The 19,308-nt window shown below is 73.0% G+C and carries 17 protein-coding genes; 11 read left to right on the top strand and 6 right to left on the bottom strand.

Annotated elements, in window-relative coordinates; genetic code table 11:
• Positions 1-43: 43 nt before the first annotated feature.
• Complete coding sequence (locus ACZ6Z8_RS28320) at positions 44-1,270, bottom strand: FAD-dependent oxidoreductase (protein WP_465612862.1); 1,227 nt, start codon at positions 1,268-1,270, stop codon at positions 44-46.
• Positions 1,271-1,366: 96 nt separating this feature from the next.
• Here ACZ6Z8_RS28320 and ACZ6Z8_RS28315 point away from each other — a divergent pair, with 96 nt between their 5' ends.
• Together ACZ6Z8_RS28315 and ACZ6Z8_RS28310 are read left to right on the top strand one after the other, a co-directional pair.
• Entirely contained in the window at positions 1,367-2,173 is an 807-nt protein-coding gene (locus ACZ6Z8_RS28315; RefSeq protein WP_465612861.1) for a TetR/AcrR family transcriptional regulator, read from the top strand.
• Positions 2,170-2,538 carry a VOC family protein gene (locus ACZ6Z8_RS28310; RefSeq protein WP_465612860.1) on the top strand — a complete coding sequence of 123 codons (369 nt, stop codon included), beginning with the start codon at positions 2,170-2,172 and terminating at the stop codon, positions 2,536-2,538. The genes ACZ6Z8_RS28315 and ACZ6Z8_RS28310 overlap by 4 nt, the downstream gene beginning before the upstream one ends.
• 67 nt (positions 2,539-2,605) lie before the next feature.
• On the opposite strand, the gene ACZ6Z8_RS28305 is transcribed toward ACZ6Z8_RS28310, so the two are convergent.
• From ACZ6Z8_RS28305 to ACZ6Z8_RS28295, 3 genes are all read right to left on the bottom strand, one after another.
• Complete coding sequence (locus ACZ6Z8_RS28305; RefSeq protein WP_465612859.1) at positions 2,606-4,732, bottom strand: LPXTG cell wall anchor domain-containing protein; 2,127 nt, start codon at positions 4,730-4,732, stop codon at positions 2,606-2,608.
• A 256-nt stretch (positions 4,733-4,988) separates the two neighbouring features.
• Positions 4,989-5,705 carry an MOSC domain-containing protein gene (locus ACZ6Z8_RS28300; RefSeq protein ID WP_465612858.1) on the bottom strand — a complete coding sequence of 239 codons (717 nt, stop codon included), beginning with the start codon at positions 5,703-5,705 and terminating at the stop codon, positions 4,989-4,991.
• 87 nt (positions 5,706-5,792) lie between these two features.
• The gene (locus ACZ6Z8_RS28295; RefSeq protein ID WP_465612857.1) at positions 5,793-6,542 is read right to left on the bottom strand and encodes a cyclase family protein; all 750 of its coding nucleotides are present in this window, start codon (positions 6,540-6,542) and stop codon (positions 5,793-5,795) included.
• Positions 6,543-6,631: 89 nt separating this feature from the next.
• Here ACZ6Z8_RS28295 and ACZ6Z8_RS28290 point away from each other — a divergent pair, with 89 nt between their 5' ends.
• The 6 genes from ACZ6Z8_RS28290 (at position 6,632) to ACZ6Z8_RS28265 (ending at position 12,491) form a co-directional block, all read left to right on the top strand.
• A complete protein-coding gene (locus ACZ6Z8_RS28290) occupies positions 6,632-7,306 on the top strand; it encodes a UbiX family flavin prenyltransferase (protein ID WP_465612856.1) in 675 nt (224 codons plus the stop codon).
• 119 nt (positions 7,307-7,425) lie between these two features.
• Positions 7,426-7,884 (top strand): Lrp/AsnC family transcriptional regulator, encoded by a 459-nt coding sequence (locus ACZ6Z8_RS28285; protein WP_030055719.1) that lies wholly within the window; start codon positions 7,426-7,428, stop codon positions 7,882-7,884.
• 3 nt (positions 7,885-7,887) lie between these two features.
• Positions 7,888-8,850, top strand: a complete 963-nt coding sequence (locus ACZ6Z8_RS28280) for a threonine ammonia-lyase (protein WP_465612855.1) — start codon at positions 7,888-7,890, stop codon at positions 8,848-8,850.
• A 53-nt stretch (positions 8,851-8,903) separates the two neighbouring features.
• Complete coding sequence (mqnE, locus tag ACZ6Z8_RS28275) at positions 8,904-10,067, top strand: aminofutalosine synthase MqnE (protein ID WP_465612854.1); 1,164 nt, start codon at positions 8,904-8,906, stop codon at positions 10,065-10,067.
• Between the two features lie 115 nt (positions 10,068-10,182).
• A complete protein-coding gene (locus ACZ6Z8_RS28270) occupies positions 10,183-11,424 on the top strand; it encodes a L,D-transpeptidase family protein (RefSeq protein WP_465612853.1) in 1,242 nt (413 codons plus the stop codon).
• A 122-nt stretch (positions 11,425-11,546) separates the two neighbouring features.
• Positions 11,547-12,491: a beta-ketoacyl-ACP synthase III gene (locus tag ACZ6Z8_RS28265; protein WP_465612852.1), complete on the top strand. Its 945-nt coding sequence runs from the start codon at positions 11,547-11,549 to the stop codon at positions 12,489-12,491.
• Between the two features lie 203 nt (positions 12,492-12,694).
• Here ACZ6Z8_RS28265 and ACZ6Z8_RS28260 read toward each other — a convergent pair whose 3' ends face one another.
• Positions 12,695-13,342: a TetR family transcriptional regulator gene (locus ACZ6Z8_RS28260; RefSeq protein ID WP_030284205.1), complete on the bottom strand. Its 648-nt coding sequence runs from the start codon at positions 13,340-13,342 to the stop codon at positions 12,695-12,697.
• A 415-nt stretch (positions 13,343-13,757) separates the two neighbouring features.
• On the opposite strand from ACZ6Z8_RS28260, the gene ACZ6Z8_RS28255 reads away from it, so the two are divergent.
• Positions 13,758-16,178 carry an outer membrane protein assembly factor BamB family protein gene (locus tag ACZ6Z8_RS28255; RefSeq protein WP_465612851.1) on the top strand — a complete coding sequence of 807 codons (2,421 nt, stop codon included), beginning with the start codon at positions 13,758-13,760 and terminating at the stop codon, positions 16,176-16,178.
• Positions 16,179-16,215: 37 nt separating this feature from the next.
• Here ACZ6Z8_RS28255 and galE read toward each other — a convergent pair whose 3' ends face one another.
• Positions 16,216-17,202 (bottom strand): UDP-glucose 4-epimerase GalE, encoded by a 987-nt coding sequence (gene galE, locus ACZ6Z8_RS28250; protein WP_465612850.1) that lies wholly within the window; start codon positions 17,200-17,202, stop codon positions 16,216-16,218.
• 248 nt (positions 17,203-17,450) lie between these two features.
• Here galE and ACZ6Z8_RS28245 point away from each other — a divergent pair, with 248 nt between their 5' ends.
• Positions 17,451-18,524, top strand: coding sequence for a S1C family serine protease (locus ACZ6Z8_RS28245; RefSeq protein ID WP_465612962.1), 1,074 nt, complete (start codon positions 17,451-17,453; stop codon positions 18,522-18,524).
• A 230-nt stretch (positions 18,525-18,754) separates the two neighbouring features.
• On the top strand, positions 18,755-19,308 hold a 554-nt coding region (locus ACZ6Z8_RS28240), incomplete at its 3' end, for a transposase (protein WP_465612849.1).

Raw genomic sequence — 19,308 nt, 5'->3', positions numbered from 1 at the left:
CCGCCCGTCCGAACGGCCGGTCCGGGACACGCCGTCCGCGAGGTCAGGCGGTGGGCCGCCGGGCGAAGGCCGGGGCGTGTTCGGGGCGCGGCCCGAGGGCGATGAGGCGGGAGAGGGCGAGCCGGACCGCGGGCACCCGGCGGGAGAGCACGGCGAAGCCGGTGGGCGGGCCGGAGCGGCGCCCGGACAGCACCGGGGCGAACATCACGCCGTGCAGGACCCGTTGGAGCCGCTGCATGACCACGGTGGGCCACCAGCGGCGCTGCTGGACCCGGGCCAGGGCGGCGACGGTCGGACGGCCGCGCCGGAGCGGTGCGGCGAGCAGGGTGGCGGCGGCGACGGCGTCCTGGATGGCGAGGTTGATGCCGACGCCGCCGGCCGGGGACATCGCGTGGGCGGCGTCGCCGATCAGCAGCAGCCCGTCGACGTACCAGCGGTCCAGCCGGTTGAGCCTGACGTCGAGCAGGTGGACGTCGTCCAGGCTCGCCAACTGGTCGACCCGGTCGGCGTACTGCGGCAGGACGCGGGCGATCCGGGCGCGGAAGCGTTCGATGCCCTCGGCGCGCAGCCGGGCGTCGGAGCCCTTGGAGTTGAAGTACGCGATCTGGAAGAAGTCGGAGCGGGTGAGGCTGAGCGCCATCTCGCGGTCGCCGAAACCGGGGGCGAGGTTGGGCGGCGCGGCCTGCTCGTGGGCGTGCCGGGGGAGGCGGAACCACCAGACGTCGAAGGGCACCGGGTACTCCTGGGGGGCGAGGCCGGCCTCCCGGCGCAGGGTGGAGTGCCGACCGTCGGCGGCGACGGTGAGGTCGGCGCGGATCTCGCCCTCCTCGCCGTCCCGGGTGCGGTAGCGCACACCGACCACCCGGCCGCCCTCCCGCAGCAGCCCGGTCGCCTCGGTGTTCATCCGCACGGTGAAGGTGGGCTCCTGCTTGGCCTCGTCGGCCAGGAAGTTGAGCAGGTCCCACTGCGGCATCATCGCGATGTAGTTGTACGGCGCGGGCAGCCTGTCGAAGGCGCTCAGCGCGACGGTGCCGACGCCGGGCAGCGGCAGCACCAGGTTGCCGAGCCGGCTCTGCGGCAGTGCGGCGAACTTCCGGCCGAGGCCGAGTTCGTCCATCAGCCGCACGGTGGAGGCGTGGACGGTGTCGCCGCGGAAGTCGCGCAGGAAGTCGGCGTGCTTCTCCAGCACGGTCACCTCGACGCCCGCCCGGGCCAGCATCAGGCCCAGCATCATTCCGGCCGGTCCGCCCCCGGAGACGACGACGCTCATGGCTTTCTCCCCTCGGTCCCTTGCCGGTTCCGTTTGGAACTCCTATATACAGAATCTGTGGAACCGTCTCAGGTGTCAAGTAGTACGATGCTCCACATGGAGGATCTGGTGGCGGCCGCTCTCAGGGCGGCGAAGGAGCGGGGCCAGGACGTCGCGGACGTCCCGCTGACCGCGATCGCGACGGCGGCCGGCGTCTCGCGCAGCACGCTGCTGCGCCGGCTCGGCGGCTCCCGGGCCGCGCTGGACGAAGCGGTCCGGCGGGCCGGCGTCGACCCGGGCGGGCGACGGCCGGTACGGGAGCGCGCGATCGAGGCGGCGGCCCACCTGGTGGCCGAACGCGGCCTCGGCGCGATCACCCTGGACGCGGTCGCCGACCGCGCCGAGTGCTCGCTGCCCAGCCTGCACGCCGTCTTCGAGGGTCGGGACGGCCTGCTCGCCGCCGTCTTCCTGCAGTACGGCCCGCTGCCCGACCTGGAGGCGCTGGCAGCCGACCCGCCCGAGTGCCTGGAGGACACCGTCCGGGCGCTCCACCGGACCTTCCTCGCCAGCCTCTCCGACGAGCCGCGGATCATTCCGGCGGTCTTCGCCGACCTGCTCAGCCGCCCCGACGGGCCCGCCGCCCGGATGATGGCGGTCCACATGCCGCGGATCATCGACGGCCTCGGCCGTCTGCTGCTGCCCCACGTCGAGGCCGGCCGGATCCGGCCGCTGCCGCTCCCGGTGCTGGCGCAGCTGCTGCTGGGCCCGCTGCTCAGCCGCGTCCTGATGCGCCCGGTGCTCGAAACCGCCCTCGGCGCAGCCCTGCCCTCGCTGGACGAGTCCATCGACCTCTTCACCGAGGCCTACCTGCGGGCGGTCGCCCTGCCCGGCCCCGACCGGGACACACCCCGAGGAGAAGCGTGATCGGCAGACTGCAGTGCCTGGTGCTCGACTGCCCGGACCCGGCGGCGCTCGCCCGGTTCTACGCCGCCGTCCTCGGCGGCGAGGTCGACCGCCCGGACCGGCGGTGGTCCCTGGGCCCCGGCTGGTCCACGCTCCACCTCGACGACGGCACGGTGTTCTGCTTCCAGGCCGTCGCCGACCACCGCCCGCCCCGCTGGCCCGCCCCGGACCACCCCCAGCAGGCGCACCTGGACATCGACGTGGCGGATCTCGACGCCGCCGAGCCCGAAGTCCTCGCCCTCGGCGCCGTACGCCTCCACGACGCCGGCGGCTGGCGGATCTACGCCGACCCGGCCGGGCATCCCTTCTGCCTCGTCCGGAGCTGAGAGACGACGAGCCCCGGCCCCCGGACAGTGCCGGGGAGCCGGGGCTCGGTGCTCTTCGGAGCGGGGATCAGGCGTTGCGGCGGCGACGCGCGAAGAAGATCGCGCCGATGCCGCTGGCGAGCAGGCCGGCCGCGGCCGCGGCGGCCGCCAGCATGCCGTCCGAGCCGGTGTGGGCGAGCGAGCCGCCCGCCAGCTGGGTGTCGTCGGTGGTGCCGGTGGTGGCTCCGGTGGCGTCGGCGCCGCCACCGGAGGTGGTGGTGAGGCCGGCCTTGACGGCGTTGGTGCCGCCGTCGGTGGCGCCCTTGTCGGTGCCGGTGGCCGGGGTGGTGCTGACGTCGACGGCGAAGCCCTGGGGGCCGACGGAGGCGGGGTGGTCGGTGCCCTCGCCGAGGACGGCCACGGCGTTGACGTAGGTCCGGCCGAGCGGCGCGCCGTCGGTGAAGCCGAGGCGGACGTGCTTGGTGACGGTGGTGTCGGCGGGCAGGTTCTTGTCCGCGGTGAGGTGGTAGACGACCTGGTCGGCGCCCGGCTGAGGGGTCGGGACGCCCGTGATGTCCTCCCAGCTGCCGTCGGCCTTCTGCACCTGGAGGGTGCTGCGCCGGTCGGTCTGGACGATGGGCGACACGTTGTCGTAGGCCGAGGCGCTGGAGTTGGTGAAGCTGATGTCGAACTCGGCCGGGGCCCCGCCGGGGACGGCGGTGGTGGGCGCGCCCTTGGTCTGCACGTCGAGGGCCTTGAGCGCGATGTCCTTGGTGCTGTCGGCGAGGACGTTCTGCCCGGCCTGGTCGAGAACGGCCGAGGAGAGCTTGACGGTGCCGCTCTGGCCGGCCCAGTCGTTGTTGAGCGGCGCGGCGATGCGCAGCTGGACGGTCTTGGTGCCGTGGGCCGGGACGGTCACGCCGCCGAGCGAGCCGACGAAGTGGAAGCCGTCGGCCTGCTGCTTGAAGGTGAGCCCGACCGGCTTCCAGGTGCCGTCGGCGTCGCGGGACTCCAGGGTGATGCGGCCGTCGCTGCGGGCGGCCGGGTTGCTCGCGTCGAGGTTCAGGTTGAACGGCGCGTCGGCGCCGCCCGTGTTGGTGACGGTCTCGGTGAACTCGACCGGCTTGCCGCCGTTGCCGATCGACGCCGGCTCCTGCACCGACAGGCTCAGGGGCGAGCCGGTGAGGTTGATCGCGATGTACTGGGGGCCGACCGAGACGGGCGAGTAGTTGCTGCCCTGGTCGAGCAGCGCCTGCGGGTGGACGTACGTCGTGCCGACCTTGGCGTCGCCGGTGAAGCCGAGGCGCAGGTGCCGGGTGAAGGTCTCGCCGGGCGCCAGGTTCTGGTCGTCCGCGAGCTGGTAGCGGAGGTCTCCGTCGGCGTGGGGGAGGGAGGTCCCGGTGAGGGTCTGCCAGCTGCCGTCGGCCTTCTGCATCTGGAGCGTGCTGGACTTGTCGGCCTGCAGGACCTTGGAGACGTTGGTGAAGCGGGAGGCGCTGGGGTTCTTGATGGTGACGTCGAACTCGACCGGCGCGCCGCCGATGACGGCGGTGGTCGGGGCGTTCCCGACCTCCAGGGTCACGTACTCGGCCGAGACGTCCTTGGTGCTCTCGGCGAGGACGGTGCTGCCGGTCGCGTCGAGGACGGCGGAGCTGAGCTTCACGGTGGACACCCGGTCGGTCCAGTAGGAGTGGAGCCCGGTGGTGAGACGCAGCTGGACGGTCCTGGTGGCGCCGGCGGCGACGGTCAGACCGGGCACCGTGTCGGTGACGGGCTTCCAGGTGCCGTCCGCGTCGCGGTAGTCGACCTTGATGGCCTGGTACGCGAGGGGGCTGGCGTCGGTCGTGGCCTTGACCCGCAGCTTGAACGAGGCGTCGGCGGTGCCGGAGTTGGTGACGGTCTCGGTGAACTCGACCGGCTCCCCGCCGCGGCCGACCGACGCGGGCGCGTCGACCTGCAGCGACAGCTTGTCGGCCGTGGCCTTGGCGGTCGGCTCCGCGGTGGCGGTGGCGGTGGCGGTGGCGGTGGCGGTCGGCTCCGCGGTGGCCGTGGCCTTGGCGGTCGGCTCCGCGGTGGCGGTGGCGGTGGCGGTGGCGGCCGGGGTCGGGGCGTCGGCGGCGTAGGCGGCCGGGGAGGCCACTACGGCGCCGGTGGCCACCAGCACGCCCAGGGTGGCGGCGGTGAGGACGGTGGAGCGGGAACGACGTGCACGCACGACGGCCATGGTGAATACCCCCCAGGGTGTTACGCCGGCAGCGTTCTGCTGCCGATTGATCAGCGCGGTCATGGTCGGACCCGAGGTCCGGGGTGGTGCCCCGGTGTCGCCTGCGGGCCGCTCCGGCGGGTTTCCCCGCCGCTCACTCAGATAGACGTGCGAGGGGCACGGGGGTTGCAGGTGGGTTCAAAGTTTTTTGGGAGAATCTCAGAAACAGCTCTGACCTGCGGATTCGTGCCGAAGTCCACTCGGAGGCTCAGTCCAGCACCAGGCGGTCGCCGAGCCGGAGCCGCCCCGGAGCGGCGACCTCGGCGAGGGCGTCGAGCCGGCCGTCGTGGGCGTGCACGATCGCCTTGAGGATCTCGGGGGCGTGCGGCAGCCCGGGTTGCGCGGCGCCGGACATCGCGCAGCGCTCGCTGGAGGTGACGAAGGCGAACCGGGCGCTGTCCCGGGCCTCGCCGCCGGCCCGGCGGCCGAACCAGGTGTCCTCGACGAAGGGCGGGGTGCCCGGCGGGGTGCGCAGCACGATGTTGGGGCGGAAGCGGCGTTCGTCCACCACGGCGAACGGGACGGCCTCGCGGACCCAGTCCAGGGTGGCGGTGGTGAGCAGGCTGACCGGCAGTCGGTCGAAGTGCGAGACGGCGTCCTCGCGGGCGAGTTCGACGTCCCCGCGCTGGAGGTAGGCGCGCAGGAAGGCGGTCGGGTGGTCGACCGGATGGCCGAGCGGGTCGAACAGCTCGGGGCCGTCGATCCGGTGGCCGAGGCGGGCGGAGAGCCGGAGCAGGCCGTCCATCCGGCGGAGGCGGCGGGTGTTCTTGCCCGAGCCGAGTCTGCCGGAGGCGCCGCGGACGGCGTAGAGGCGGTCGCCGGCGAGGCCGCGCAGGTCGACGTCCACGGCGTCCAGCCGTTCACCGCCGGTGGACTTCACGGGGTAGCGCCAGAGCCGCTCGACCACTCCGATGATCTCAGCCATGGCCGGACAGCCTAGTGGCGCCACCCGAGGATGGTCTAGACCAAGTCCCTTGCGCGGGCAGGCTGCCGAGCGGGCCCGGACCGGCCCTCAGCCCAGCCGCGCCACCGCCCGTACCGGCGCCCCGTCCGCCGCCACCAGCCGCAACGGGAACAGCGACACCTCGACCGGCCGGCCGGCCTCCTGCGCCTCCAGCAGCGCCCGCAGGTCGGTCAGGTTCTCGGCGATCACCCCGCCGCCCTCCGCCCCCAGCAGCACCCGGTGGGCCGCCAGCGTCGCCTCCTCCGCCGCCGGGTCGGGCCCGTCGTGCTCGTCGGTGAGGTCGGCGAGCAGCGCGGCCACCGCCCGGTCGTCCGGCCCCGGGTCGGGGGTGGGATCCACGCTCAGCGCGTCCACGCCGACCGTCCGCACCCCGGTGGCCACGATCGCCTCGGCGGCCGCCGGGGTCAGGCTGGGGTGGGCCAGGTAGGCGTCGGTGCCCCAGTGCCGGACCCAGCCGGTGGCCAGCAGCAGGACGGAGCCCTCCCCGCAGCGCTCCAGCGCGGGCGCCAGCAGCTCGGGGGTGACGGCCGTACGGGGTTCCAGTCCGCGCAGGTCGGCCACCACGGCCGGGCCGGTGAACCGCTCCAGCGGCAGCCCGTCCAGGGTCGGCCAGGTGACGTCCACGTGGTACGGCGCGTCCACGTGGGTCCCGGACTGCGAGCCGAGGTGCAGGGCCAGCACGTTCACCCCGGCGGTGGCGGTGGTGAGCGCGGGCTCCAGCAGGACGGCCGGATCGCCGGGATAGACCGGCATCGCGGTGGTCACCTGATGGGTGAGGTCGACGAGGGTCGCTGCCATGCGCCCATCCTCCCAGGGGGCGCGCCGCCGCGGGGCCGCTCGGCCGTCCCCGGGCCGAAGCCGCAGGTGGGGCGGGACAGAATTGCCCCATGGGAACTGCGAAGCGTCAGCCGTGGGTGGTCGGGGTCTCGGGAGCGTCGGGGACGCCGTACGCGGCCTCGGTGATCCGGGCGCTGCTCGCCGCCGGTGAGGCGGTGGACCTGATCGTCAGCCGGGCCGCCCGGCTCACCATCCTGGACGAGACCGGCATCTCCTTCCGGGACGCCCACTGGCGCGCCGACCTCGCACGCTGGCTCGGGACGGAGGACGGCCTGGACGACGTCCGCTACTGGCCGGCCGGGGACTTCGCGGCCGGCCCGTCCAGCGGCTCGTACCCCGCCAAGGGAATGCTGGTGGTCCCCGCGACCACCGGCGCGGTGGCCGGGATCGCGCTCGGCCTGAGCAAGGACCTGCTGCAGCGGGTGGCCAGCGTCACCCTCAAGGAGCGCCGTCCGCTGGTCGTGTGCGTGCGCGAGACACCACTCAACGGGGTGACGTTGAAGCACTTGGTGGAACTGGACGCGCAGGGTGCGGTCGTGCTGCCCGCCTCACCCGGTTTCTACGCCGGCGGCTCCACCGTGCGCGAACTCGTGGATTTCGTGGCCGGCCGGGTGCTGGACGCCGTCGACGTGCCGCATTCCCTGTACCTGCGCTGGGAGGGCGAGTTGGGCGCGGCCGCCCGCAAGCCGGAGGGCGGGGACGGCGATCGGGCTGAGGGGGAGTAAGCAGACCGAGGGAGGGAGAGTATGTTCTCTGCGATATCCGGGTCGGTCAGCGCACAGCGCCTTTGAATCCGGATAATGATCTGTGGGTCTGGTGAGGTTCGGAAGGACGCGGACGGTATATGGACACGGTGGACAGGCAGCTCATCCAGGCGCTCCGGGAGAACGGCCGCGCGTCCTACGCCGAGCTGGGCCGACTGGTCGGACTCTCCGGCCCGAGCGTCACGGACCGCATCAACCGCCTGGAGCAGGCCGGTGTGATCACCGGCTACCGCGCGACGGTCAACCCGGCCTCGCTCGGCTTCGGCGTCACGGCCCTGATCGGCCTTCAGCTCACCGACGCGGCCGACCACGAGGACGTCGCGTTCCGGCTGAAGGACCTCAACGAGGTCGAGGACTGCTGGTTCATCGCGGGTGACGACTCCTACATGCTCAAGGTCAGGGTGGCCGACGTGGCCGGCCTGGAGTCGGTGGTCAAGCGGATCTCGGGCACGAAAGGCGTGGCCAGGACGCGCACCACCGTCGTACTCTCCACGAAGTGGGAGAACCGGGTGAGTGAGCTTCCTCCTGTAGGAGAGTGACGCATGGCACTGGTCGGTCTGGAGGAGCTGCGCGCTGCCCGGCAGCGGATCGCGGGGGTGGCGGTACGCACCCCGCTGGTTCCCGCGCCCTGGGCGTCCGAGGGCGAGCGGCGGCTCTGGCTCAAGCCCGAGAACCTCCAGCCGACCGGGGCCTTCAAGACCCGCGGCGCCTACAACCGGCTGGCCGCGCTGACCGCGGACGAGCGCTCCCGCGGCGTGGTCGCCCAGTCCAGCGGCAACCACGCGCAGGCGGTCGCGTACGCGGCTCAGCTGCTCGGCATCAAGGCCGTGATCGTGATGCCGGACACCTCGCCCGCGGTGAAGGTGGAGGCCACCCGCTCGTACGGCGCCGAGGTGGTCCTGGTGCCGCCCGCGGAGCGGGACGCCCTGCCCGGCGAGCTGGCCGACCGGCACGGCTACGTCTGGGTGCCGCCGTACGACGACCCGTTCATCGTCGCGGGCCAGGGCACCGTCGGCCTGGAGATCGCCGAGGACGCCCCGGCCGAACTGGACACCGTCCTGGTGCCGGTCAGCGGCGGCGGACTGATCGGCGGGACGGCGGCCGCGCTCAAGCTCACCCGCCCGGGCGTCCGGGTGATCGGCGTGGAGCCGGAGCTGGCCGCCGACGCCCGGGAGAGCCTGCGCTCGGGGCGCCGGGTGGAGTGGCCGGTCGCGGACACCTACCGGACCATCGCGGACGGGCTGCGCACCCCCTCGGTCGGCGTGCTGCCGTACGAGCACATCACCACCTACGTGGACGACATCGTCACCGTCACCGAGGACGAGATCCGCGCCACCGTCGCCCTGCTGGCCCGCCGCGGCCGGCTGGTCGCCGAGCCCTCCGGCGCGGTCGCCCCGGCCGCCTACTTCCACCGGGCCGCCGAGACCGGGGGCCAGACCGTGGCGGCCGTGGTCAGCGGCGGCAACATCGACCCGGGTCTGCTCGCGGAGCTGCTCTCCGCATAGGCGTAACCTCGTCTCCGGCAAGGAATCGAATGTCGGAGGAGGCGGGTCACCGCATGGACGCAGGGCTCAAGCGCGAGCTGGAGGCGAAGGTCTACGCGGGTGAGCGACTGACCCGCGAGGACGGGATCGCGCTCTACGAGAGCGACGACCTGGCCTGGCTGGGCGGACTGGCCCACCACGTGCGGACGCGGAAGAACGGCGACGTCGTCCACTTCAACGTCAACCGCCACCTCAACATGACCAACGTGTGCAGCGCCTCCTGCGCGTACTGCTCGTTCCAGCGCAAGCCGGGCGAGAAGGACGCCTACACGATGCGCATCGAGGAGGCCGTCCGCCTCGCCAAGGCGATGGAGAGCGAGTCCCTCACCGAGCTGCACATCGTCAACGGCCTGCACCCGACCCTGCCGTGGCGCTACTACCCGCGCTCGCTGCGGGAGCTGAAGGCGGCTCTGCCGAACGTCTCGCTGAAGGCCTTCACCGCCACCGAGATCCACTGGTTCGAGAAGATCAGCGGCCTGTCCGCGGACGAGATCCTCGACGAGCTGATCGACGCCGGCCTGGAGTCACTGACCGGCGGCGGCGCGGAGATCTTCGACTGGGAGGTCCGCCAGCACATCGTCGACCACGACACCCACTGGGAGGACTGGTCGCGGATCCACCGCCTCGCCCACAGCAAGGGCCTCAAGACGCCCTGCACGATGCTGTACGGCCACATCGAGGAGCCCCGCCACCGGGTCGACCACGTGCTGCGGCTGCGCGAACTGCAGGACGAGACCGGCGGCTTCCAGGTCTTCATCCCGCTGCGCTACCAGCACGACTTCCACGACTCCAAGGACGGCGTCGTGCGCAACAAGCTGATGGCCCGTACCGAGATGGCGACCGGCGCCGAGGCGCTGAAGACCTTCGCGGTCTCCCGGCTGCTCTTCGACAACGTCCCGCACGTCAAGGTCTTCTGGGTGATGCACGGAGTGACCACCGCACAGCTGGCGCTCAGCCACGGCGCGGACGACATGGACGGCTCGGTGGTCGAGTACAAGATCACCCACGACGCGGACAACTTCGGCACCCCGAACAAGCTCGGCCGCGAGGACCTGCTCGACCTGATCCGGGACGCCGGCTTCCGCCCGGTGGAGCGCAACACCCGCTACGAGGTCATCCGCGAGTACGACGGCCCGGACCTGACGCGTCGCGAGACGCCGCAGGCGATGCGCCTCTGACCTGCGCACTCCCCGCCGCCCGGACCGCAGCCGCGGCCCGGGCGGCGGCGTCTTCACGGGCCCCCCACGCGACCCGGGTTTACCAACGGGTACGGCGTTTGGCAGGATCGACGGCATGTCCGGTTCTCATCGCGCCACCGAGTACCCGCCGTACGAGCCGATGCAGGAGCCGGTGTACGGAGTGCCGCAGCAGTTGAACGAGGCGCCGTACAGCGCGTACGAGCCCTACCAGCAGGACCAGCAGGGCCACCCCGGCGAGTACGGGCGGGCCGCTGACGGGTACTTCGAGGCGTACGACCAGCCGTTCCAGGAGTACCCCGTCGAGCCCCAGCCGGCGTACCAGGCGTATCAGGAGTTCCAGGAGTTCCAGGAGCCGGTCCACGAGTTCCAGGAGCCGGTCCACGAGGAGTTCGCGCCCGTGGTGCCCGACGCCCCGGTGCCCCTCGCCTCGGTGACCCCCGCCGCGACCCCCGCGCCGGGTGGCCGGGCCGCCGCCCGGGGCCGACGGCGCAAGGCCAAGCAGAAACGTCACGGCAAGGCGGTGATGGCCGGCACCGCGCTGCTGGTCGCGGCCGCCGCCGGCTGGTACACCGTCGGCCAGGACGGCGCCAAGTCCGTCGCCACCGCGGCCGACGGCCCCGGGCCGGAGGGCGTCAGCAAGCCCGACCACCCCGCACCGCCCGCCCCCGCCGCCGTCCAGGCCGCCACCGACCGGCAGTCCGCGGCCCCGGCCGCCGGCCGGGGCGAGACCCGCCCGGACGGCTCGCTGACCGCGATACCCGGCCTCGGTGCCGCCTTCACCGCGAAGATCCCCGCCGCCACCACCCAGGTCGTGGTCGCCAGCGGCCAGGGCAAGGACACCGACAAGAACAGCGTCACGCTGTGGACCCGCACCCCCGAGGGCCGCTGGCTCGCCGGGGAGACCTGGCAGGGCCACAACGGCAAGAACGGCTGGACCACCGACCACAACGAGGGCGACCTGCGCAGCCCGATCGGCGTCTTCGAGCTCACCGACGCCGGCGGCCGCAACGCCAACCCCGGCAGCAAGCTCCCGTACGACAAGGACCCGAGCTTCGTGGTCTCCGGGACGGGCTTCTTCGGCGACCAGCTGGCCGGCTCCTTCGACTACGTGGTCGCGATCAACTACAACCGGGTCGCCGGCAGCTCCCCGCTCGACATGCGCCGCCCGATGGGCGCCAAGAAGGGCGGCGGCATCTGGCTGCACGTCGACCACGACGGCCCCACCCACGGCTGCGTGTCGATACCCGAGGACAAGATGGCCCAGCTGATCCGTACCCTGGACCCGGCCGCCCACCCGGTGATCGTGATGGGCGACGCGGCCTCGCTGGCCGCCTGACCTCGGCGGACGCCTGACCCCAGGCGCCGCAAGGCCCTTGTGGAGCCCCTACAGATCGGCGGTGCGGATCCTGTAGCCGGTCATGCCCGGCTGACCAGCGGGTAACCCGGTTCCATGGCAGCATGAGCGGTTCGCGCATTGTGGCACTCGGCCACTACCAGCCCCCCAAGGTCCTCTCCAACGACGACCTGGCGGCACTCGTCGACACCGACGACGAGTGGATCCGCACCCGCGTCGGCATCCGTACCCGGCACATCGCCGAGGGCGAGACCCTGGTCGACCTCGCCACCGAGGCCGCCCAGAAGGCCCTGGCCAGGAGCGGCCGGACGGCGGCGGAGATCGACCTGGTCGTCGTCGCCACCTGCACCGCGATCGAGCGCAGCCCCAACACCGCCGCCGCGGTGGCCGCCCGGCTGGGCGTCCGCACGCCCGCCGCGTACGACATCAACACGGTGTGCTCCGGGTTCTCCTACGCGCTGGCCACCGCCGACCACGCGATCCGGGCCGGCGCGGCCCGGCGCGCCCTGGTGATCGGCGCCGAGCGGATGTCCGACACGCTCGACTGGACCGACCGCTCCACCTGCGTGATCTTCGGCGACGGCGCGGGCGCCGCGGTGGTCGAGGCCCAGGAGGAGGGCGCCGAGCCGGGCATCGGGCCGGTGGTCTGGGGCTCCGAGCCGGAACGGGGCGACGCCGTGGTGATCACCGGCTGGGACCCGGTGATCAGCCAGCAGGGCCAGTCGGTGTTCCGCTGGGCCACCACCCAGCTCGCCCCGCTGGCCCGCGAGGCCTGCGAGCGGGCCGGGCTGGACCCGTCGGAGCTGAAGGGCTTCGTCCCGCACCAGGCCAACCTGCGGATCATCGACACGATCGCCGCCAAGCTGGGCCTCGGCGACGCGGTGGTGGCCCGGGACGTGATCGACTCCGGCAACACCTCGGCCGCCTCCATCCCGCTCGCCTTCTCCAAGCTGGTCGAGCGCGGCGAGCTCTCCCCGGGCGACCCGGTCCTGCTCTTCGGCTTCGGCGGCGGCCTCGCCTACGCCGGCCAGGTCGTCCGCTGCCCCTGACCTCCGCTGCCCCTGACCCGGCCGCCGGGGCGGGACATGCCGGTGGGCGGGCACCCCTCACACAGGGTGCCCGCCCACCGGCATGTCTGGCGCGCGTGCGGTACGTCGGCGGACCTCCCCCGAGGACACGGCCGCCGTCCGTCGTTCCCCGGACAGGAGGCCGGGGCTGCGCGCGGAGCGGATGGTGGATCGAACGGACGGTGCTACTTGGGCGCCTTCTTGCCGGTGACGCCCAGGTACACCAGGGGAGCGAGGTTGGGCTTGAGGTCCTTGACCTTGACGCCCCACGAGGTGAAGGCCTTCTGGTGCTCGGCCGCCGAGGCGAGCAGCGAGACCAGGGCCCCGGAGACGGCGTTCGGATCGAGCGACTTGTCGGCCTGACCCTTCGCCTGGAGTTCCTTGACGGCCTCGGCGAGCGGCTTGGCGACCGAGTTGAGGACGGTCATGCGGATCTTGAAGAACCGCTTGTCCCCTTCCGCGGCACCGAGCGTGACCACTCGGAGAATGGCGTCGTTCTTGCGCCAGAAGGCGAGGAATCCGTCGACCAGTTCTTCCGAAGTGGTCGGTCCGGACTTCCCTGCCCAGGACTTTCCGGCCACCAGCTCTTTGAGGGTGTCGGAGTCCTTGGCCATTTCCTCGGCGATTTCGAGGACTGCGCCCTCGACATCCGGGAAGTACTGGTAGAAGGTCGCGGGGGAGGTACCCGCCATACGGGCGACGTCGATGACCTTGACGTCCCGATAGGGCGACGTGCTGAGCATCTCGCGGAGGCAGTCGAGCAGCTTCTGCCGCGTCTCCTGTCCGCGTCGCCCGGCGACGCGACCGTCGACGGTGCGAACTTGTCCTGTCATGCCGTCAGCTTACCGTGGCAAGATCTTGGCGCGATTCGGTGATGCGACTATTACTCCGCACGGGGGGCTGCTATAGGGCTCCGAAGCACTTCGGACGGATATTCACCGGTCTCGAAGCCGCTCTTGAAGCCCCCCCGTGTGCTTTTGACCCCATAGCGTGACGGCGAGTCCGCTGAGGGGTGATCGGGTGACAGAGCGTGACCGGCTGCACGGGGTGACGAGTCGACGGTCCGGGCCACGGAGCGCAAGCCGCGGCCGGAACGGGTGTCAGAATCCGGCCGTTCCGTCCTCGCTGGCCGGCGGGCCGTCCGGCGCCCGTCTCCCGGTGGGGGAGGTTGGAGTTGCGCCGGGCGGCATTGGAGAATCGGGTCCGGCACCACGCGGCGGGTGCGGACAACGGGGAGGTGGCTGCGGAGTGGACCAGCTGACGGCGCACGATCCGAGGCGGATCGGGCCCTTCGAGGTGCTGGGGCGGCTCGGCGCGGGTGGGATGGGGCTGGTCTACCTGGCGCGCTCCGCCTCCGGGCGCCGGGTGGCCATCAAGACCGTCCGGGGGGAGCTGGCCGAGGACGAGCTGTTCCGGGTCCGCTTCGCGCGCGAGATCGCGGCGGCCAAGACGGTCGGCGGCTTCTACACCGCGGCCGTGGTGGACGCCGACGCGGACGCCCGGGTGCCCTGGCTGGCAACCGCGTACATCCCCGCGCCCTCGCTGGAGGACCTGGTCGAGGAGTGCGGCCCGCTGCCGGTGGAGGCCACCCGCTGGCTGGTCGCCGGCATCGCCGAGGCGCTGCAGTCCATCCACGCGGCCGGGCTGATCCACCGGGACCTCAAGCCCTCCAACGTCCTGGTGGTCGAGGACGGCCCCAAGGTGATCGACTTCGGCATCGCGTCCGGGGTCTCCAGCACCCGGCTGACCATGACCAACGTCGCGGTCGGCACCCCCGCCTACATGTCCCCGGAGCAGGCCCGGGACAGCCGGACGGTCCGGGGCGCCAGCGACGTCTTCTCGCTCGGCTCGCTGATGGTCTTCTGCGCCACCGGGCACCCGCCGTACCGGGGCTCCAACCCGGTCGAGACGGTGTTCCAGCTGCTGCGCGAGGAGCCGGACCTGACCGGCATGGCGCCCGAGCTGATGGACCTGGTCCGCGCCTGCATGCAGCAGGCGCCCGAGCGCCGGCCCACCCCGGCGCAGATCCAGGCCGAACTGGCCCCGCACCTGTTCTCCCGGGACGACGCCTCCGGCGAGGCCGGCGACTGGCTGCCCGCCCACGCGCTGGAGCTGATCGAGCGCAAGCGCGGCCGCCGCCCGAGCGCGCCGGCGCCCCGCCCGTACTCCGGACCGGCCGAGCCGCCGCGGCAGCCGCCGCTCCAGGCCCCGCCGCCGCAGCCGCCCGCGCCGCCGCAGCCCGTCGGCACGGACGACCCGCGCACCTACCCGGGCGCCGGCCACGCGCCGCCGGCCGGGCCGGTGCACGCCGGGTCGCACCCCGGGGCCGGGGACGGCGAGATCCCCACCGCGAAGATCCCCTCCAAGAACAAGCACCGGGCGCCCACCGGCGGCGTGGCCGTCGAGGTGCAGCTGTCCGGTGCCTCGGTGCGGATAGGCCCGGGGCCGCGGGCCGAGCACGAGCAGCCCGGTCCGAGCACCGCCCCGGCCGCCACCGACTGGGTCCGCCGGGCGGCCCCGACCCCGCCGCCGGCGCCCCCGCTGGCCCCGGCCCCGCAGCCCTCCCCGGCTCCGGCCGCCCGCTGGCGCCCGTGGCGGTTCCGGATGTCCAACGACGTCTGGGGCACCCCGGTGGTCGCCGACGGCACGCTCTTCGTCTCCAGCTTCGAGGTGCACGCGCTGGACATCGGTTCCGGCGAGCGCCGCTACAAGACCCGGGACGTCGCCTGGGCACTCGCGGTGGACGCCGGCCGGGTGCACGCCGCCGACGGCCCGCACCTGTACACCGTGGACGTCGCGGACGGCACCGAGCGCTGGCGCACCTCGCTGGACGGCTGGGTCTACTCGCTGTCCGCCGCCGACGGCGTGCTCTGCTGCGGCGTGCGCGGCGGCGGCGTCCAGTTGCGCGCGGCCGCCACCGGCGCGGAGCTGTGGCGCGCGGACGACGCCCAGCAGGACTACGAGAACCCGCAGTCCGGGCCGGTCCTGGTGGGCGGCTCCGCCTACTACTACGGCGCCGGGCGGCTGCGCTGCGTGGACCCGCGCGGCACGGGCCTGCGCTGGTCCTTCCAGGTCGGCGAGGACGTGCCCTCGCACCCGGTCGAGCGCGGCGGCGTGCTGTACGTGACGGCGGGCACCCGGGTGTACGCGCTGGACGCGGCCAGCGGCGCCGAGCGCTGGCGCTTCGACGCGCCGGTGGTGCTGTTCACCCCGCCGGCGCTGGACGGCGACGCGGTCTACGTGGCCGACTACCTGGGCACCGTCTACGCGCTGGACGCGGCCACCGGCCTGGACCGCTGGCGCGGGGTCACCGGCAGCCGCCAGGGCGCCGAGCCGGTGGTGGTCGGGGACGGCATGGTGCTGGTGGGCAGCGGCGAGGTGCTGTACGCCTTCGAGGCGGCGACCGGCCGGGAGCGCTGGCGCTACACGGCGCGCGGCGAGATCGTGGGCTCCCCGGCGGTGGCCGACGGGCTGGTGCACCTGGGCAGCCGGGACCACTCCCTGCACACCCTGGACCTGGCGACCGGTCAGCTGCGCTGGGAGCTCGGCACCAAGGGCGAGCTCACCGGCTCCCCGGTGGCCGTCGGCGGCCGGGTCTTCGTCGGCTCCAAGGACCGCTGCGTGTACGCGCTGGACGCCTACTACGGCACGGCGGTGCCCGCCCGTTGAGCGGGGCGGGCACCGCCGGTCCGGTGGTGCTGTCGGGTCAGGCCCTGCGGGCCCCGGGGTGGCGGCTGCACCAGCCCTCCCAGGCGGAGGAGACCATGTCGGCCACGTCGTGGCTCGCGCTCCAGCCCAGCTCGCGCTGGATCAGGTCGGCGGAGGCCACCACCCGGGCCGGGTCGCCGGGGCGGCGCGGGGTCACCGCGGCGGTGGTGTCGTAGCCGGTGACCTTGCCGATCACCTCGATCATCTCCCTGACGCTGACGCCCTCGCCGCGGCCGATGTTGAGCACCAGCGCGGTCTCGCCGGCCGGGTCGGCGGCCAGCCGCTTGGCGGCGGCCACGTGGGCCGAGGCGATGTCGGAGACGTGGATGAAGTCGCGGACGCAGGTGCCGTCCGGGGTCGCGTAGTCGTCGCCGAAGATCCGCGGCGCCTCGCCGGCGGTCAGCCGCTCGAAGACCATCGGGATCAGGTTGAACACCCCGGCGTCGGAGAGCTCGGGCGAGGCGGCGCCGGCCACGTTGAAGTAGCGCAGGGCCACGGTGGACATCCCGTACGCCTTGCCGGCCGCGGCGACCAGCCACTCGCCGGCGAGCTTGGTCTCGCCGTACGGGCTCATCGGCGCGCAGGGGGTGGACTCGGTGACCAGGTCGACGTCCGGCATGCCGTAGACGGCGGCGGAGGAGGAGAACAGGAAGCGCTTGACGCCGCCCTCGGCCGCGGCCTCCAGCACCGTCTGCAGGCCGATCACGTTCTCGCGGTAGTACAGGAACGGCTGCTCGACCGACTCGCCGACCTGCTTCTTGGCGGCGAAGTGCAGGACGCCCTCGATGCCGTGCTCGCGGATCGCGGCGTCCAGGACGGCGCGGTCCAGGGTGGAGCCCTCGATCAGCGGGACGCCGGCCGGCACCCGGGAGGCGTCGCCGGTGCTCAGGTCGTCCAGGACGGCGACGCGCTCACCGGCGTCGAGCAGCTGGCGGACGACGTGCCCACCGATGTAACCGGCTCCGCCGGTGATCAACCAAGTCATGGGGCAATCCTAGGCGTTCGAATTCAGGCCACCGGGTTCGGGCGAGTCGGTAAGCAATTCGGACAAATCGGTGAAATGCTGACAAAGATTCCCGTGCTCTCATGCCCGCGCCCTCGGCGTGGTGACGAATCGGAGGCAGCCAGGTGAGCCGAACGAAGGAACACACCCGCCCGCTGCCGGCCGGCCCCCGGCCGACCGGCCCCAGGGCGGCGCGGGGACGGCTGCTCGCGCCGGGCGCGGTCGCGGTCATGGCGGCGCTCGCGCTGGCGCTGGCCGGGTGCAGCGGCTCCACCTCTTCCTCCTCCTCGGCCGCATCGTCGGCGGCCGGCTCCCCGTCCGGCACCACCAAGCAGGCCTCCTCCGCCCCCGGCGCCCAGCCGGGCGGTGCCAACCAGCTGCAGGACGCGTACCAGAGGGTGATCGCCGACGTGCTGCCCTCGGTGGTCCAGATCATCACCGGCGACAGCCTCGGCTCCGGGATCGTCTACGACGACAAGGGCGACATCGTCACCAACGCCCACGTGGTGGGCTCCGCGACCACCTTCACCGTCACCCTGGCCAACAGCACCAAGGCGCTGGACGCCGGCCTGGTCGGCAGCTACCCCGACTCCGACCTCGCCGTGATCAAGCTCAGCAGTCCGCCGAGCAACCTCAAACCGGCCACCTTCGGCGACTCCGGCAAGGTCCAGATCGGTCAGATCACCCTCGCCATGGGCAGCCCGCTCGGGCTCTCCAGCAGCGTCACCCAGGGCATCGTCTCGGCCACCGGACGGACCGTCTCCGAGCCCCGCGGCGGCGGCTCGCCCGGCGCCACCATCGGCAACATGGTGCAGACCTCGGCCGCCATCAACCCGGGCAACAGCGGCGGCGCGCTGGTCAACCTGGACAGCCAGGTGATCGGCATCAACACCCTCGCCGCGACCGAGCCGCAGACCAACGGCGCGGCCGCCCCCGGCATCGGCTTCGCCATCCCGGCGTCCACCATCACCAACATCACCGACCAGCTGATCAACCAGGGCAAGGTCACCAACTCCGGCCGGGCCGCGCTCGGCATCACCGCCCGGACCAGCTTCAACCAGCAGTTCCAGCCGGCCGGCGCGGTGATCGTGGCGGTCAGCCAGGGCGGTCCGGCCGCCTCGGCGGGGCTCCAGCCCGGTGACGTCATCACCAAGATCGGCGACACCCCGGTCGACTCGCTGAACGCGCTCACCACCGCGCTCGCCTCGCTCACCCCGGGCAGCAAGGTGACCGTCACCTACACCCGGGACGGCAACAGCAAGACCGCCGACGTCACGCTCGGCACGCTGGAGAGCAGCTCGTAGGACCCGTCCGACCCCGGTACGCGGGCCGGCCCGCCCACCGTGCAAGGGTTCCGCGGGCCGTCCGGCGCACCGGACCGGCGCCGGGCCCCCGTCCACTGCCTCGGACGGGGGCCCGGCGCTCTTCGCCGTCCGACACCCCCGCCGGACAGGCCTAGACGAGTAGTTCCGAAGTCGGCTGGGTTTGCCGGTTCTGCTCCGGGCATGCAGGGAGGGTGTCCAGCATTCGGGTTGTGACGACCGAAGAGCTGGACACCCTCCTGACCGCACTCTACGTGCAGATCGATGATCACCTGCCCCGAACGCGATGGTTGGGCCGACCGCCGCGGCTGACGGACTCCGAGCTGGTCTGCCTGGCGGTGGCCCAGGTGCTGCTGGGCTTCCACTCCGAGGCCCGCTGGATCCGCTTCGCCCACGCCCACCTGCGCGGCATGTTCCCGGGCCTGCCCGAACGGCCGGCCTACAACAAGCGTCTGCGTGCGGCCCGGCCACTGCTCCAGCAGGCCATCCGCGACCTGGCGAAGGCGACCGACCTGTGGGCCGACCCGGTGTGGATCACCGACTCGACACCGGTGGAGTGCGGCCGCTCCCGCGACACCGTCCGGCGCTCGGCCCTGGCAGGCTGGGCCGGCTACGGCTACAGCCGCTCGCACTCGCGCTGGTTCTGGGGCCTGAAGCTGCACCTGGTCTGTACTCCGGCCGGGCTGCCCATCACCTGGGCCCTGGCCAGTCCGAAGGTCGACGAGCGCGAGGTCCTGGCCGCGCTCGTCGAGACCGAGCCCGATCT

The organism is Kitasatospora sp. NPDC101108 (assembly GCF_055584725.1).
Note: the sequence above shows the minus strand (reverse complement) of the source record. Positions and strands in the feature narration are given on the sequence as shown.